Source organism: Motiliproteus sp. SC1-56 (genome assembly GCF_017309075.1).
GTDB lineage: Bacteria > Pseudomonadota > Gammaproteobacteria > Pseudomonadales > Balneatricaceae > Motiliproteus.
In genome coordinates, this window is record NZ_JAEMGS010000004.1 from 219,506 (window position 1) to 234,055 (window position 14,550).

The following is a 14,550-nucleotide window of genomic DNA, read 5'->3' on the forward strand; positions in this document are numbered from 1 at the left end:
GAAGCGCTGCAGCTTAGGAGGTCGTATGGAGATCCGTCCGGCCACTCCGGCCGATGCGCGGGACTTGGCATTTCTTGTCGACCAGGCCGGCGAGGGTTTGCCCCGTTATCTCTGGGGGCTGGCCCACGGTGGGGGATTGCGTGGGGATGCATTGCTGGCCTATGGCGCTGAGCGGGCGATGCGCGAGGACGAGGACTTCAGCTACCGCAATGCCCGTGTGGCGGTGGTGGATGCCAAGATTGCCGGTATGCTGCTGGGGTATCGGTTATCGAGTCCTTATGACCTGACCAAGGGGCTGTCGTTGCCGGAAGTGGTGCGCCCGCTGGTGGAACTCGAAGCCCTGGTACCGGGCAGCTGGTATATCAATGCGATCGCCACCTACGAGCGCTTTCGCGGCCAGGGAGTGGCCTCGGCGCTGCTCTCGGAAGCGGTGCGGCTGGCCCGTGACTCGGGGGCGGACCGTCTCAGCCTGATCGTCAAGAGTGAGAATCAGACCGCCGGTATGCTCTACCGCAAGCTGGGGTTTGAGACCCTGGCCAGAAGGCCCATGGAGCCTTACCCCGGAGGGCGGCTGCGCAGCGAGTGGCTGCTGATGCTAAAGCCGCTGGAGGCGGGGCGCAGCGACAGCACTTCGGCGCAAGCCAACGTTGAATTCTGATGCACGTGTTTACCTACGGTACCCTGATGTTTGACCCGGTCTGGAGCCGGGTGGTGGCGGCGCGTTACCCTACCGTGCCCGGGAAGTTAGCAGGGTTTAGGCGCATGCGGGTGCGCGGCGATGCCTACCCGGCGCTGATTCCGGGAGTGGCTCAGGATGTCGTGGGTGGGCGGGTTTACCTCAGCGTCGACATGGACGATGTGCTGCGCCTGGACCGCTTCGAGGGGGAACAGTACAGCCGCTGCGTGAAGGAGATCCAGACCGAGAAGGGGCCGCTGCGCTGTGCTGTTTACGTGTTCAAACCGCAGTATCTGCGGCTAGTCAGCGAACATACCTGGGAGCCCGAATGGTTCGCACGCCGGGGCATTCACCGCTTTTTAAACCGCTACCGCGGCTTTCTGTAGAGCAGGCCCCGGGTTAATACAGGGCCTTTTCGTCACGCACCACCTCGCGCAGGATCTGCAGGAACAGCTTGTCGGCGTCGCTGTGCTGGTTGGGAATCTTGACGTTGGTGGTGGCGCTGACGCGCTCGGCGATCTTGCGCTCGGCGTCTTCCTCGTCAATCAGTTCCCGGGTGATGGAGAGGCACTGCTCGGCGATCTGCGGCTCTACGAGTACTTTCTTGATAAAGACCTTGAGCTCTTCGATGATGCGGTCGCGGTTGCGGATTTCGATGGCGGTCATGGTCACCCCTTATGCTGGACCTGCGTTAGCGACGGGCGCCTGCGCGGCCCGTCGCCCTCAAGTGTATGTCGGCAACTATAAATCAGAAATCGGTCCGGCCCTAATACTTCGTGGATGCTGCGCGCTGAAGGGATTAAATTCGCTGTTAGACCTTTGGGGTGGTTGCTAGCTACCGCAACCGGTGCCACAATGTCGATTCCTTTGTTTAGGCAAATAGCGTGCAGGTACCCCTGGCGCTATGTGATTTAGGCCATACCGGGCTTACATCCGTCCTTGCCGCGCCGATTAACGTATTGTGTCGGTGCATGACCTGAACGACCCGTCTCCCGACCCTCATGTCAGGCGACACTCCCAAGCCCGGTAACTGCCTGCCTCTGCTGGATCCTCCAGCCTGCCGGAAACAGGGAGTGGCGCGATTGCTCTGCCTTCGCTGCACTGAATCTTGACCGATACGCGGCCTGGGCTGCGTAAGATCTGAGGGTGATAAAAGTGGAATTACTGTCCGGCGCTGATATGGTTGCCCGCTTCCTGGCTGACGAAGGTGTGGAATACATCTACGGCTATCCGGGAGGTGCGCTGCTTCACATCTACGATGCGCTTTTCCAGCAGGATAAAGTTCAACACATTCTGGTGCGCCACGAGCAGGCGGCCACCCACATGGCGGACGCCTATGCCCGCGCCACCGGCAAGCCCGGTGTGGTGCTGGTCACCTCGGGGCCGGGGGCAACTAACGCGGTGACCGGTATCGCGACCGCTTACATGGACTCCATTCCCATGGTGGTCATCAGCGGCCAGGTGATGAGCCACCTGATCGGCGAGGACGCCTTCCAGGAGTGCGACATGGTGGGCGTCACCCGGCCGGTGGTGAAGCACAATATGAGCATCAAGTCGCCGGAAGAGATTCCCATGGCCCTGAAGAAGGCGTTCTACATCGCCTCCACCGGCCGTCCCGGTCCGGTGGTGGTGGATATTCCCAAGGACATGACTACCCCTACGGAGCGTTACGAGTACGTCTACCCCGAGTCGGTCAAACTGCGTTCCTACAACCCGGTGACCCGGGGACACAGCGGCCAGATCAAGAAGGCGGTGGAGCTGCTGGTGAACGCCAAGCGGCCGGTGATTCTTGCCGGTGGTGGTGTGATCCATGCCAATGCCTCCGAGCAGCTCACCGAGCTGGCACGGATGCTGAACTACCCGGTGGTCAACACCCTGATGGGACTCGGCACCTACCCCGGCACCGACCCGCAGTTCCTGGGCATGCCCGGCATGCACGGCTCGGTGGAGGCCAACATGGCCATGCACCATGCCGATATGATCCTGAACCTGGGGTCGCGACTGGATGACCGCATCACCAACGCCACCGAGAAGTTCTGCCCCACCGCCAAACTGGTGCACGTGGATATCGACCCCTCGTCGATCTCCAAGACCGTCGCCGCCGACGTGCCCATCGTCGGGCCGCTGGACTCGGTGCTGAACGAAATACTGAAGCTGGCCAAGGCCAGTGAGGTGGAGCGCGATGAAGAGGCGCTGGCCACCTGGTGGCAGCAAATCGAGGAGTGGCGTCGGCGCCACGGCGGTCGCTACCGTACTGACGACTCCGAGCTGATGAAGCCGCAGCAGGTGGTCGAGGCCCTCTGCAAGGTGACCAAGGGGGACGCCTACGTCTGCTCGGATGTCGGGCAGCATCAGATGTTCGCCGCCCAGTACTACAAGTTCAACAAGCCGCGGCGCTGGCTCAACTCCGGGGGGCTCGGCACCATGGGCTACGGTTTGCCGGCGGCTATGGGGGTCAAGCTTAACTTCCCCGACGAGGAGGTCGTCTGCGTGACCGGCGAAGGGAGCATCCAGATGAATATTCAGGAGCTCTCCACCTGCGCCCAGTACAACCTGCCGCTGAAGATTGTCTGCATCAACAACCAGTCCCTGGGCATGGTGCGCCAGTGGCAGGACCTCAACTACGAGAGCCGTCACAGCCAGTCCTACATGGAGTCCCTGCCGGATTTCACCAAGCTTGTGGAGGCCTACGGTCACGTGGGCATGGAGGTGACCCGGCTGGAGGAGCTCGAGAGCACCCTGGAGAAGGCGTTTGCGATGAAAGATAAGCTGGTCTTTATCAACGTCTACGTCGATCCCTACGAGCATGTCTACCCCATGCAGGTACCCAAGGCATCCATGCGCGATATGTGGCTGAGCAAGACGGAGAGAACTTAAGATGCGGCACATCATTTCAGTCCTGATGGAAAACGAGGCCGGCGCCCTCTCGCGGGTGGTGGGGTTGTTCTCCCAGCGTAATTTCAACATCGAATCCCTGACGGTGGCCCCCACCGAGGACCCGACCCTGTCACGCCTGACCCTGACCACCATCGGTCACGACGGCGTCATCGAGCAGATCACCAAGCAGCTCAACAAGCTGATCGAAGTGGTCAAGCTGGTGGACCTGACCGAGGGGGATCACATCGAGCGCGAACTGATGCTGATCAAGGTCAAGGCCCTGGGGTCGCAACGCGCTGAAGTCATTCGCAACGTCGATATCTTCCGCGGTCAGGTGGTGGATGTGACCAGCTCGGTCTACACCGTGCAGCTCACCGGTGACAGTGCAAAACTGGATGCCTTTATCGAGGTGCTGGGGCCCACCAACGTGCTGGAAGTGGTGCGTACCGGGGTTTCGGGCATCGCCCGGGGTGAGAAGGTGCTGAGCTTGTAAGCCATCACCTTGGATTCGAAACTGATTAAAAAACAGCCACTTGGCGGTTTTTTTTGGCGCTATCGGAAGGTTTTTCCGGATCGGCTTGGGCTACACTAGGGCTGAATCGGCGAAGAGGGGGAGGTCATGACGGGGCTGCGGCTGGCGATGCTGGGTATGACGATACTGGCTTTAGTGGCGCCCCCTTATGGGGTGGCTGAGGAGTTTGGTGGTGGTGAGACCGCCTCGAAGCCCTTTGCGCTGACCCTCTACGGCGTGGTGTTGAGTGAGGACACCATGGAGGATGTGCTGATCCTCAACGCCGACTTCGAGTCCGATTTTAAGATGGCGGCGCTGGCCCTGAGCCGTGACATCGATGAAAACTTCGATTCCATCGACCTGGAGTGGGAGGTGCAGCTGGCCAAGCATGTCTCCGGTCAGCATCACTGGGAGGTGAACGGTCTGCTAGCAGGCCGTTGGTTGGCTTTTCCCTGGGATACCACGCTGGATACCTCGGTGGCGTTCGGCGCGGGCCTCTCCTATGCCACCGAAGTTCCTCAATTTGAACGCGAAAGGCATGACGAGGCGAACGATTTTCTTGGTTACCTGCTGGTGGAGCTGGAGCTGCGACCACCCCGCGCTGAACACCTGAGCTTTGTGGTGCGGCTGCATCATCGCTCGGGGCTATTCGGAACCTTCGACGGGGTTCATGGCGCCTCCAATGCCCTGGGGGCGGGTTTGAAGTACCGTTTCTAAAAGCCGCTACCTTAGCGTTATCTGCACTCGCGCTCCTGGCTCGTCTACTTTCCGCTTGAGCACAAAAAAGCCCGCCAAAGGGCGGGCTGATTGAAACGGGAAGGTGCGCCTTAGTTATGGGCGTGCAGCTCCTCGTTGAGCTCGATGGCAGACTTGTTAGTTTTCACCTCGATGCGCCCGGTCTGGGAATTGCGCCGGAACAGCAGGTCCGCCTTGCCAGCCAGCTCGCCGGCCTTGAGGGTCTCTACCGCGTTGTTCTGATCGTCCAGCAGAGTGACCTTGGAGCCGGCGGTAAGGTAAAGTCCGGCTTCAATGGTGCAGCGATCCCCCAGGGGAATCCCGAGCCCGGCATTGGCGCCCAGCAGGCAGCCTTCGCCGACGCTGATGACCACGTTGTTGCCTCCGGACAGGGTGCCCATGGTGGAGCAGCCGCCGCCCAGGTCAGAGCCTTCGCCCACCACTACGCCGGCGGAGATACGCCCTTCCACCATGCTGGTGCCCAGGGTGCCGGCGTTAAAGTTGACGAAGCCCTCGTGCATGATGGTGGTCCCCTCGCCCAGGTGGGCGCCCAGGCGCACGCGGCTGGTGTCACCGATGCGGATCCCGGCGGGAACCACGTAGTTGCTCATCTTGGGGAACTTGTCCACGGACTGCACGTCCAGCAGCTCGCCGCGGGCGCGGGCTTCCAGCTGGCGGCGCGGTAGGTCCTCGAGGGCCACGGCGCCCTGGTTGGTCCAGGCCACGTTGGGCAGCAGGCCAAACATGCCGGTGAGGTTGGTGCCGTGGGGCTTGACCATGCGGTGGGAGATCAGCTGCAGCTTCAGGTACACCTCGGGGGTGCTGCGGGGCTGGTCATCATCCTGAAGAATACAGAGTACCACCGGCTGGCTGCTGTCCGCCAGGGTTTCGGCAATCGCCTGCTGCTCCTCGGCGTGCACCGCCGCGAAGGCCTGGGCGACCCGGGCCACCTGCTCCGGGGTGAGTTCCAGGGCCTGGTTGCCGCCGCTGTAGTCCACCGCGTTCTTGAGCTCCTTAACTAGGTTGGCGCAGGGTTCAAACAGGGGCTTGGCGTAGAAGACCTCCAGCCAGTCGCCCTTGGAGGACTGGGTGCCGACGCCGAGGCCGAGACAGAAAAAGTTGCCGCTCATTGGAAATTCTCCGGTGTAATCGCGTTGATCAATGGTTGTTAAAGTAGCTTTGGTAGTCGGCTTCTTTGAAGCCCAGCTTGCGAACGCTGCCCAGGTCCAGGAGGGGGCGCTTGATCATCGCCGGCTGCTCCAGCATCAGGTTAAGTGCCTGCTCTCGGTCGATGTGTTCGCGGGTGGCCGCTGGCAGCTGGCGCCAGGTCGTGCCGCGGCGGTTCAGGAGCGCCTCCCAACCCAGTTCTTCGCCCCAGGCGTTGAGCTGCTCAAGGCTCAGGCCGTCCTTTCGATAATCGTGAAAGCGGTAGTCGATGCCCTGGGCTTCGAGCCAGCGTCGGGCTTTTTTAATGGTATCGCAGTTGGGAATGCCGTAGAGGGTGACCATGGTTGCTTCAGCCTTCTAGAGGGTGTTTATAAAACGGACGATACGCTCGGCGGCTTCGATGCAGCGCTCGGGCTCGGCGACAAGGGCCATACGCACCCGCCCCGCGCCGGGGTTGATGCCGTCGGCACCATTGCGTGACAGGTAGGAGCCCGGCAGGACGGTGATGTGCTCGCGGGCAAAGAGGGCGCGGGCAAATTCGGTTTCATCCCCCGGGACCTTCGGCCAGAGGTAAAAACCGGCATCGGGTCGCGCCACATCCAGGACGCCGTCCAGGCGCTTCAGTACGGCGTCGAACTTCGTGCGGTAACGGTCGCGGTTCTCCCGCACATGGGCTTCGTCATTCCAGGCGGCGATGCTGGCGTGCTGGGTCTGCAGCGGCATGGCGCAGCCGTGATAGGTGCGGTACAGCAAAAAGCGCTCCACCAGCGTGGCGTCGCCGGCGACAAACCCTGAGCGCAGTCCCGGTAGGTTGGAGCGTTTGGAGAGGCTGTGGAAGACTAGGCAGCGGCGGTAGTCGTCCCGCCCCAGGGCCGCGCAGGCCTGCAGCAGGCCTACCGGGGGCTGGCTCTCGTCGAAGTAGATCTCTGAATAGCATTCGTCGGCGGCGATGACGAAGTCATGGGCGTCCGCCAGCGCGATCAGCTTCTGCAGGGTCGCAAGCGGCAGCACCACGCCGGTAGGGTTGCCGGGTGAGCAGATGAAGAGTAGCTGGCAGCGCTCCCATACCTCGGCGGGCACCGCGTCGAAGTCGGGCTGAAAACCGAGCGCAGGCTGGCTGTTGATAAAGTAGGGCTCGGCGCCGGCCAGGTAGGCGGCGCCTTCGTAGATCTGGTAGAAGGGGTTGGGGCACACCACCAGTGGCGCCGGGGAGGCGCTGCGGTCGATCACCGCCTGGGTAATGGCAAAGAGCGCCTCGCGGGTACCGTTGCAGGGGAGTACCTGGGATTCGGGATCAAGGCTGGTTGCCGGCAGCTGAAAGCGTCGCTCGGCCCAGGCGGCGATCGCCTCGCGCAATGCCGGTAACCCCTTGGTGGTCGGGTAGCCGCTGAGGCCGTCGAGCCGTTCGGTGAGGATCTGGCCCACGAAGGCCGGTGCCGGGTGCTTCGGCTCGCCGATAGAAAGGGCAATCGGCGCCAGCTCGCGGGGCGGTTCGATGCCGGCTTTCAGGCGGCTCAACCGTTCGAAGGGGTAAGGTTGCAGCTTGTCGAGATCGGGGTTCATGGCTGTCCTGTATCTGTTGCCGGGCAAGGCGCCGGTGAGCCGCGACGATTATAAAGAGGGCGGCGGGGCGGTGACAAATGTCCACCGCAGCCCGCTGGAGTGCGGCCTCAGGCACTCTCCATCAGCTGCCGGTCCAGGGCCTCGCAGATGCCCTCCTGCAGACGCTTGGCCAGTGCCGGGTCGGTGATGGGGTTGCCCTCGTGGTCGGTGATGAAGAACACGTCTTCCACCCGTTCGCCCACGTTGACGATTTTCGCGTTGTTGAGGTGGATCCTGCATTCGAGCATCACCTGGCCGATGCGCGCCAGCAGGCCGGGTCGGTCGGAGGTGTTGACCTCCATGGCGGTGACCTGGCGCTCGGGGTCGGTGCTGAGAATCACCTCGGTGGGCATGGCGAACAGTTTCAGTTGGCGCGGCACCCGGCGCTGGACGATATCGCTGTAGTCATCCGGGTCGTCCAGCTCTTCCACCAGGGTGTTCTGGATCCGCTCGATATAGGCCGGATCATCCCCGATGGGCTGGTTCTCCTCGTCCAGCACGATAAAGGTGTTGTAGCTGAACCCGTCGTTGTTGGTGATGATGCGCGCATCCTGGATGCTCAGGTTGAGCTGGTCGAGGGCGGCGGCGGAGGCCGCGAAGAGTCCCTCGTGATCGCGCATGTAGATGAAGATCTGGGTGGCGCCCTCGTAGAGGCGGGTGCTGGTGCCCTTGACCAGCACCAGGGGCTTGTCGGTCTCGTGGTGGCTGAGGATGGCGGCGGTATGCCAAGCGATATCCACGGCCTCGTGACGCAGGAAATAATCCTCGCCCAGGTTGGCCCACAGGCACTCGGCGCTGTAATCGCTGATCCCCTCGTGGCGCAGCATGTCCAGGGCTTCCTTCTGTACCTGCTCGATCAGGTCTTCTTTGTTGATGGGGCTCTCCAGCCCGCGGCGCAGCACCCGCTTGGTCTCCCGGTAGAGCTGGCGCATCAGCGAGGCGCGCCAGTTGTTCCAGAGGGTGTTGTTGGTGGCGCAGATATCGGCCACGGTCAGCGCGTAGAGGTAGTCCAGGTGGATGCTGTCGCGCACCTTCATGGCGAAGTCGTAGATCACGTCCGGATCGGTGATGTCCTTGCGCTGCGCGGTCATGGACATCAGCAGGTGGTTGCGCACCAGCCAGCTGACCAGGTGGGTGTCCCACTTGCCCAGGTGATGCCGGCGGCAGAAATCCTTGACGTCCTCGGCGCCGAGTTCGGAGTGGTCCCCGCCGCGACCCTTGGCGATGTCGTGGTAAAGGCCGGCGATGTAGAGCAGGGCGACCTTGGGGATCTGGCGCACGATGCGGTTGGCGATGGGAAACTTGTCCTGCTGGTCGCGATGACGGAAGCGCCGCATGTTGAGGATGACCTTGAGGGTATGCGCGTCCACGGTATAGATGTGGAAGAGGTCATGCTGCATCTGGCCCACGATGCGGCCGAATTCCGGTAGGTAGCGGCCGAGAATGCCGTAGCGGTTCATGCGCCTGAGCTCGGTGGTGACCCCCTCGGGCGAGCGCAGCAGCTCCATAAACAGGGTGGTGTTGCGCAGGTCGTTGCGGAACTCGTCGTCGATCAGGTGGCGGTATTCGCGGATCAGGCGCATGGTGGAGGCCCGCACTCCCTGCAGGCGCGGGTTTTGGGCCAGCAGCACGAAGATCTCCATCAGCGCGAAGGGGGTCTTCTCAAAAACGTCATCGCTGACTACTTCGATATGATCGTTGCGGACCTGAAAGCGCTTGTTCAGGGGTTCCGGCTCGCCACCGTCGTTGTCCTCAAGGATCGCTTCTTCGAAGTGCTGCAGCAGCATGTCGTTGAATTCGGCTAGGGCGATGGCGATGCGGTAGTACTTGCTCATGAACTGCTCGACCGCCAGAGCGCCTTCCTTGTCCTCGTAGCCGAAGAAGGCGGCGAGGGTGCGCTGGTGATCAAACAGCAGGCGGTTTTCGCAGCGGTCGGTGAGCATGTGCAGGGCATAGCGCACCGTCCACAGGTAGAGCTCGCCTTTGTTCAGGGCTTCAAGCTCGCTCTCGGTGAGAAAACCGTAGGCCACCAGGTCGCGCACGTAGGTGGCGCCGAAGTGGCGCTTGGCCACCCAGCCCACGGTCTGCAGGTCGCGCAGTCCGCCGGGGGAGTCCTTGATATTGGGCTCAAGGTTGTACTCGGTGTCGTTGGTGCGGTGGTGGCGCTCGCGCTGTTCGGCCACCTTGGCCTTGTAGAACTCCTTGCTGGACCAGGCGCTGTCGGCGGTCACCGTTTCGTACATGGTCAGTCGCAGGCGCTCTTCGCCCACCAGGGTGCGGGACTCGATCAGGTTGGTGGCGATGGTGATGTCTTTACGCGCCTCTTCGTAGCACTGGGCGATGGTGCGCACGCTTGATCCCACATCCAGGCTGATGTCCCAGAGGAAGGTGATGAACCCCTCGATGCTTTCCCGGTACTGCTCCGGGTCATCCTCTTTCAACAGGATCAGCAGGTCGATATCGGAGTGGGGGTGCAGCTCCCCGCGACCGTACCCGCCCACGGCCACCAGGCTCACCGCATCCCCCTCGGGCCACGCGTATTGCGCCCAGGCCCGCTGCAGCAGCTGGTCCAGCATCCAGGCGCGACCGTAGATCAGGTCCCGAATGTCGGCGCCGGCGCGAAAGCGGCGGTCCAGCTCTTCCTGGCCCTGACTCAGGGCCTGCTTGAACAGGGGCAGAAAGGCCTCGGAACGGGTCAGCACCTCGTCAAAGGCTTCGGCGTCAAACAGCCCCTTGTCGGCGGGGTATTGCGAGAGAATGTGAGTCATGGGCTCTCCGGTGGCTCAGGACTTGCGGTGGCTTACAGCTTGCCCTGTTCCTCTTGGCGCAGGGTCAGGACTTCGTAGCCCGTTTCGGTCACCAGCAAGGTATGCTCCCACTGTGCCGATAGCCGCTTGTCCCGGGTCTCCACGGTCCAGCCGTCACGCTTAGACAGCTTGGTCTCGCGGCGCCCGGCGTTGATCATGGGTTCGATGGTAAAGCACATGCCGGCCTTGAGTTCGACCCCGGTATCGGGCTTGCCGTAATGCAGCACCTGGGGCTCTTCGTGAAACTCCTTGCCGATCCCGTGGCCGCAGTATTCTCGCACCACTGAGTAGTGGTTGCCCTCGGAAAACTGCTGAATGGCGTGGCCGATATCCCCCAGTCGAGCGCCGGGTTTGACCATGCGGATCCCCAGGTAGAGCGCTTCCTGGGCAACCTCCACCAGCCGCGTGGCGTGGGGGGCTGTCTTGCCGACGCAGAACATCTTGCTGGTGTCGCCGTGGTAGCCGTCCTTGATCACGGTGATATCAACGTTGATGATGTCGCCGCTCTTCAGTTTCTTGTCGTTGGGGATTCCGTGGCATACCACGTGGTTGACGGAGGTGCAGATCGACTTGGGAAAACCGTGGTAGTTGAGGGGGGCCGGAACCGCCAGCTGCTCTTTGACGATGTAGTCATGGCAGACCTGGTTCAGCTCGTTGGTGGTGACCCCGGGTTGCACATAGGGCTCGATCATTTCCAGCACCTCGGCGGCGAGGCGTCCGGCGGTGCGCATTTTTTCAATTTCTTCAGGGGTCTTGATGGTTATGGTCATGGTCTTGGCACAAAGTGTTTGGCTGGGATCAGCGCGAAGTCAGGCGGGTGGATTTGTTGAAAAGAATCATTTTTACACGCATCGCCCTAAGTTGAAAGCAACCGACCCGGCCCACGCCGGCCCGGGCTGGGTCTATCCTTTATTCGGGATCGGCTTTGTGGTATAAAGTCGCGCTGCCGAATCAGGGGGCCTGATTTAGGCGGTTTAACCCTTTAACGTCGCACATATACCGTCACATCGACTCTGGGTGCTCTTCGGAGTGAGCGATGGGGTGTATGGAGGCCTAACCCAAAACTACAGGAAATATGATGTCCAAAGTTACTATGCGTGAGCTGCTCAAAGCCGGCGCTCACTTCGGTCACCAGACCCGTTACTGGAACCCGAAAATGGGTAAGTACATTTTCGGCGCCCGCAACAAGATTCATATCATCAACCTGGAGCACACTGTTCCGGCGATGAACGATGCCCTGGGTGTGATCCAGCGTCTGGCCGGCAGCAAGAACAAGATCCTGTTCGTGGGCACCAAGCGTGCCGCCAGCAAAGTGATCAAGCAGGAAGCCGAGCGTGCCGGCATGCCTTACGTCAACCACCGCTGGCTGGGCGGCATGCTGACCAACTATAAGACCATTCGCGCTTCCATCAAGCGTTACCGCGACCTGGAGCAGCAGTCCACCGACGGAACTTTTGATCAGCTGACCAAGAAAGAAGTGCTGATGAACACCCGCGAGATGGCCAAGCTGGAGCGGTCCATCGGCGGTATCAAGGACATGGGCGGTCTGCCCGACGCGCTGTTCGTGGTCGACGTTGATCACGAGCGTATTGCCGTTAACGAAGCCAACAAGCTGGGCATCCCCGTCATCGGCGTGGTTGATACCAACAGCAACCCCGACGGCATCGACTACGTCATCCCCGGTAACGACGACGCCCTGCGCGCCATCCAGATCTACGTCAAGGCTGTTGCCGACGCCTGCCTGGAAGCTTCCAGCGCGGTCGCCGAAGAAGGTGGCTTTGTCGAGGTTGATGAAGCGGCCGAACAGCAGGCAGCCCAGTAAAACCGCGGACGCGGCCTGTTAACAGGCTTCGGTAAGGGGAGCGCGGCTCCCCTTTTTTGAATTCTGCAAATCTGATTTTATCGAGAGGAACCATCATGGCAGCCAAGATCTCTGCTTCTATGGTTAAAGAGCTGCGCGAGCGTACCGGCTTGGGCATGCTGGAGTGTAAAAAAGCCCTGGGCGAAGCCGAAGGCGACATCGAGCTGGCCATCGAAAACCTGCGCAAGTCCAGCGGCATGAAAGCGGCCAAGAAAGCCGGTCGCACTGCAGCCGACGGCGTGGTGGCGGTCAAGGTCGCCGACGACAACAGCTACGGCGTGTTGGTTGAAGTCAACTCCGAGACTGACTTCGTCGCCCGCGACGATAACTTCCTGAAGTTCGTCGACAGCGTGGTGGAGGCTGCGTTTGCCGCCAAGCAGACCGACGTCGCCGCCCTGATGGCCGGTGAGCTGGAAAGCGCCCGCGAGGCCCTGGTACAGAAAATCGGTGAAAACATCGGCGTGCGTCGCATCGCTGTGCTGGAAGGTGCCAACATCGGTGCTTACGTTCACAGCAACAACAAGATCGCCGTTCTGACGGCGCTGACCGGCGGTGATAACGAAGTGGCCCGCGACGTCTCCATGCACGTGGCTGCGGTCAACCCCCGTGTCGCCAAGCCCGAGGATATGCCCGAAGAGGTGCTGACCAAGGAGAAGGAAATCATCCTGGCCCAGCCCGATATGGCCGGCAAGCCTGCCGAAATCGCCGAGAAGATGATCGGTGGTCGAATCAAGAAGTTCCTGGCGGAAAACTCCCTGGTGGAGCAGCCTTTCGTCAAGAACCCCGAGGTGAAGGTCGGGCAGCTGGTGAAGGATGCCGGCGCCGATCTGCAGGCGTTCATCCGCTTTGAAGTGGGTGAAGGCATCGAGGTCGAGAAAGTAGACTTCGCCGACGAGGTGGCGGCGGCGCTGAAATAAGCGCTGCGTCCTGCACGGGCCCTGCGGGGCTCGTGTAACGTCAAATTCGAATGCTAAACTGTCAACCTGTTTTGGCCGGGGATTCTGTCTGTGAGTGAGAAGACCAAAGCCCGTTATAAACGCATCCTGCTCAAGCTGAGCGGCGAAGCGCTGATGGGAGATGAGAATTTCGGTATTGATCCTAAGGTGCTTGACCGCATGGCGCTGGAGATCGGCCAGCTGGTCGGTATCGGGGTCCAGGTGGGCATGGTGATCGGCGGCGGCAACCTGTTTCGCGGCGAGGCGCTGAGCCGGGCCGGGATGGACCGGGTCACCGGTGATCACATGGGCATGCTGGCCACGGTGATGAATGCGCTGGCCATGCGCGACGCCCTGGAGCGCAACAATATTGCGACCCGGGTCATGTCGGCCATTTCGATGGAGGGGGTGGTGGATAACTACGATCGCCGCCATGCTATCCGCGCCCTCAACCAGGGGGACGTGGTGATTTTCTCTGCCGGTACCGGCAACCCGTTTTTTACCACCGACTCGGCCGCCTGTTTGCGCGGGATCGAGGTCGAGGTGGACGTGGTGCTCAAGGCGACCAAGGTGGACGGCGTATACTCTGCCGACCCGGTCAAGGATCCCAGCGCCACCAAGTATGACCGGCTCAGTTACGATGACGTACTGGAGCAGCAGCTCGGGGTTATGGACCTCACCGCCATGTGTCTGACCCGCGACCATGCCATGCCGGTACGAGTATTCAACATGAACAAGCCCGGCGCCCTGGTGACGGTGGTGCGGGGCGGTGAGGAAGGTACGCTGATCGATAACGGCGCGCCGCTAGGAGAACAGGGTGATTAACGATATCAAGCAAGATGCCGAAGAACGGATGCAGAAGAGCGTTCAGGCGGCAGTCGAGAACTTCAAGAAGATTCGTACCGGACGCGCGCACCCCAGTATTCTGGATGCGGTCAGGGTCTCCTACTACGGCTCCGATGTGCCGATCAGCCAGGTCGCTAACATCAACGTCGAGGACGCCCGTACCCTGTCGGTAGTGCCCTGGGAGCGGCCGATGGTCCCCGAGGTGGAAAAGGCGATCATGAAATCGGACCTGGGGTTGAACCCCTCCACCGCCGGCAACGTTATCCGCGTGCCGATGCCCGCGCTGACGGAAGAGACGCGCAAGGGCTACATCAAGCAGGCGCGTTCAGAGGCGGAAAATGCCCGGGTGGCCGTGCGCAATATTCGCCGTGATGCCAATAACGACATCAAGGAGCTCCTGAAAGAGAAGGAGATTACCGAGGATGACCAGCGTCGGGGCGAAGATGCCATTCAAAAACTGACCGACAAGTATATCGCCGATATCGAGGCGCACCTCCAGACCAAGGAAACGGACCTGATGGAGATCTGACCCG

At 61.4% G+C, this 14,550-nt stretch carries 14 protein-coding genes and 1 pseudogene; 9 read left to right on the forward strand and 6 right to left on the reverse strand.

Annotated features, from left to right (window positions below):
* Positions 1-25: 25 nt before the first annotated feature.
* Positions 26-658, forward strand: coding sequence for an N-acetyltransferase (locus JGZ97_RS06150; protein ID WP_207061734.1), 633 nt, complete (start codon positions 26-28; stop codon positions 656-658).
* Complete coding sequence (locus tag JGZ97_RS06155; RefSeq protein ID WP_207061735.1) at positions 658-1,062, forward strand: gamma-glutamylcyclotransferase family protein; 405 nt, start codon at positions 658-660, stop codon at positions 1,060-1,062. Before JGZ97_RS06150 ends, JGZ97_RS06155 begins: the two co-directional genes overlap by 1 nt.
* A 13-nt stretch (positions 1,063-1,075) precedes the next feature.
* Here the strand turns inward: JGZ97_RS06155 and JGZ97_RS06160 are convergent, their stop codons facing one another.
* On the reverse strand, positions 1,076-1,342 hold the full coding sequence (locus JGZ97_RS06160; protein WP_207061736.1) for a hypothetical protein: 267 nt from the start codon (positions 1,340-1,342) through the stop codon (positions 1,076-1,078).
* A gap of 489 nt (positions 1,343-1,831) precedes the next feature.
* On the opposite strand from JGZ97_RS06160, the gene JGZ97_RS06165 reads away from it, so the two are divergent.
* The 3 genes from JGZ97_RS06165 (at position 1,832) to JGZ97_RS06175 (ending at position 4,781) form a co-directional block, all read left to right on the forward strand.
* Positions 1,832-3,553 carry an acetolactate synthase 3 large subunit gene (locus JGZ97_RS06165; RefSeq protein ID WP_207061737.1) on the forward strand — a complete coding sequence of 574 codons (1,722 nt, stop codon included), beginning with the start codon at positions 1,832-1,834 and terminating at the stop codon, positions 3,551-3,553.
* A 1-nt stretch (position 3,554) separates the two neighbouring features.
* Entirely contained in the window at positions 3,555-4,046 is a 492-nt protein-coding gene (ilvN, locus tag JGZ97_RS06170) for an acetolactate synthase small subunit (protein WP_207061738.1), read from the forward strand.
* A gap of 126 nt (positions 4,047-4,172) precedes the next feature.
* Positions 4,173-4,781 (forward strand): hypothetical protein, encoded by a 609-nt coding sequence (locus JGZ97_RS06175; protein WP_207061739.1) that lies wholly within the window; start codon positions 4,173-4,175, stop codon positions 4,779-4,781.
* 110 nt (positions 4,782-4,891) lie between these two features.
* On the opposite strand, the gene dapD is transcribed toward JGZ97_RS06175, so the two are convergent.
* From dapD to map, 5 genes and pseudogenes are all read right to left on the reverse strand, one after another.
* Positions 4,892-5,929, reverse strand: coding sequence for a 2,3,4,5-tetrahydropyridine-2,6-dicarboxylate N-succinyltransferase (gene dapD / locus JGZ97_RS06180; protein WP_207061740.1), 1,038 nt, complete (start codon positions 5,927-5,929; stop codon positions 4,892-4,894).
* A 28-nt stretch (positions 5,930-5,957) separates the two neighbouring features.
* A complete protein-coding gene (locus tag JGZ97_RS06185; protein ID WP_207061741.1) occupies positions 5,958-6,308 on the reverse strand; it encodes an ArsC family reductase in 351 nt (116 codons plus the stop codon).
* 15 nt (positions 6,309-6,323) lie between these two features.
* Entirely contained in the window at positions 6,324-7,529 is a 1,206-nt protein-coding gene (dapC, locus tag JGZ97_RS06190) for a succinyldiaminopimelate transaminase (protein WP_207061742.1), read from the reverse strand.
* 107 nt (positions 7,530-7,636) lie between these two features.
* Positions 7,637-10,336, reverse strand: coding sequence for a [protein-PII] uridylyltransferase (locus tag JGZ97_RS06195; RefSeq protein WP_207061743.1), 2,700 nt, complete (start codon positions 10,334-10,336; stop codon positions 7,637-7,639).
* A 32-nt stretch (positions 10,337-10,368) separates the two neighbouring features.
* Positions 10,369-11,151, reverse strand: a pseudogene (map, locus tag JGZ97_RS06200) (type I methionyl aminopeptidase); the annotation flags it as partial.
* 302 nt (positions 11,152-11,453) lie between these two features.
* Between map and rpsB the strand changes: the two are divergent.
* The 4 genes from rpsB to frr all read left to right on the forward strand — a co-directional run bounded on the left by rpsB (position 11,454) and on the right by frr (position 14,546).
* A complete protein-coding gene (rpsB, locus tag JGZ97_RS06205; protein ID WP_207061745.1) occupies positions 11,454-12,197 on the forward strand; it encodes a 30S ribosomal protein S2 in 744 nt (247 codons plus the stop codon).
* Positions 12,198-12,292: 95 nt separating this feature from the next.
* Positions 12,293-13,153, forward strand: a complete 861-nt coding sequence (tsf, locus tag JGZ97_RS06210) for a translation elongation factor Ts (RefSeq protein WP_207061746.1) — start codon at positions 12,293-12,295, stop codon at positions 13,151-13,153.
* Positions 13,154-13,243: 90 nt separating this feature from the next.
* Complete coding sequence (pyrH, locus tag JGZ97_RS06215; RefSeq protein ID WP_370584018.1) at positions 13,244-13,996, forward strand: UMP kinase; 753 nt, start codon at positions 13,244-13,246, stop codon at positions 13,994-13,996.
* Complete coding sequence (frr, locus tag JGZ97_RS06220) at positions 13,989-14,546, forward strand: ribosome recycling factor (RefSeq protein WP_207061747.1); 558 nt, start codon at positions 13,989-13,991, stop codon at positions 14,544-14,546. Before pyrH ends, frr begins: the two co-directional genes overlap by 8 nt.
* Positions 14,547-14,550: the final 4 nt, after the last annotated feature.

What these genes read in the sequence shown, in the direction of transcription:
- JGZ97_RS06150 (WP_207061734.1), top strand. Translation starts at nt 26, where the DNA reads ATGGAGATCCGTCCGGCCACTCCGGCCGATGCGCGGGACTTGGCATTT.
- JGZ97_RS06155 (WP_207061735.1), top strand. Translation starts at nt 658, where the DNA reads ATGCACGTGTTTACCTACGGTACCCTGATGTTTGACCCGGTCTGGAGC.
- JGZ97_RS06160 (WP_207061736.1), bottom strand. Translation starts at nt 1,342, where the DNA reads ATGACCGCCATCGAAATCCGCAACCGCGACCGCATCATCGAAGAGCTC.
- ilvN (WP_207061738.1), top strand. Translation starts at nt 3,555, where the DNA reads ATGCGGCACATCATTTCAGTCCTGATGGAAAACGAGGCCGGCGCCCTC.
- JGZ97_RS06175 (WP_207061739.1), top strand. Translation starts at nt 4,173, where the DNA reads ATGACGGGGCTGCGGCTGGCGATGCTGGGTATGACGATACTGGCTTTA.
- dapD (WP_207061740.1), bottom strand. Translation starts at nt 5,929, where the DNA reads ATGAGCGGCAACTTTTTCTGTCTCGGCCTCGGCGTCGGCACCCAGTCC.
- JGZ97_RS06185 (WP_207061741.1), bottom strand. Translation starts at nt 6,308, where the DNA reads ATGGTCACCCTCTACGGCATTCCCAACTGCGATACCATTAAAAAAGCC.
- dapC (WP_207061742.1), bottom strand. Translation starts at nt 7,529, where the DNA reads ATGAACCCCGATCTCGACAAGCTGCAACCTTACCCCTTCGAACGGTTG.
- JGZ97_RS06195 (WP_207061743.1), bottom strand. Translation starts at nt 10,336, where the DNA reads ATGACTCACATTCTCTCGCAATACCCCGCCGACAAGGGGCTGTTTGAC.
- rpsB (WP_207061745.1), top strand. Translation starts at nt 11,454, where the DNA reads ATGTCCAAAGTTACTATGCGTGAGCTGCTCAAAGCCGGCGCTCACTTC.
- tsf (WP_207061746.1), top strand. Translation starts at nt 12,293, where the DNA reads ATGGCAGCCAAGATCTCTGCTTCTATGGTTAAAGAGCTGCGCGAGCGT.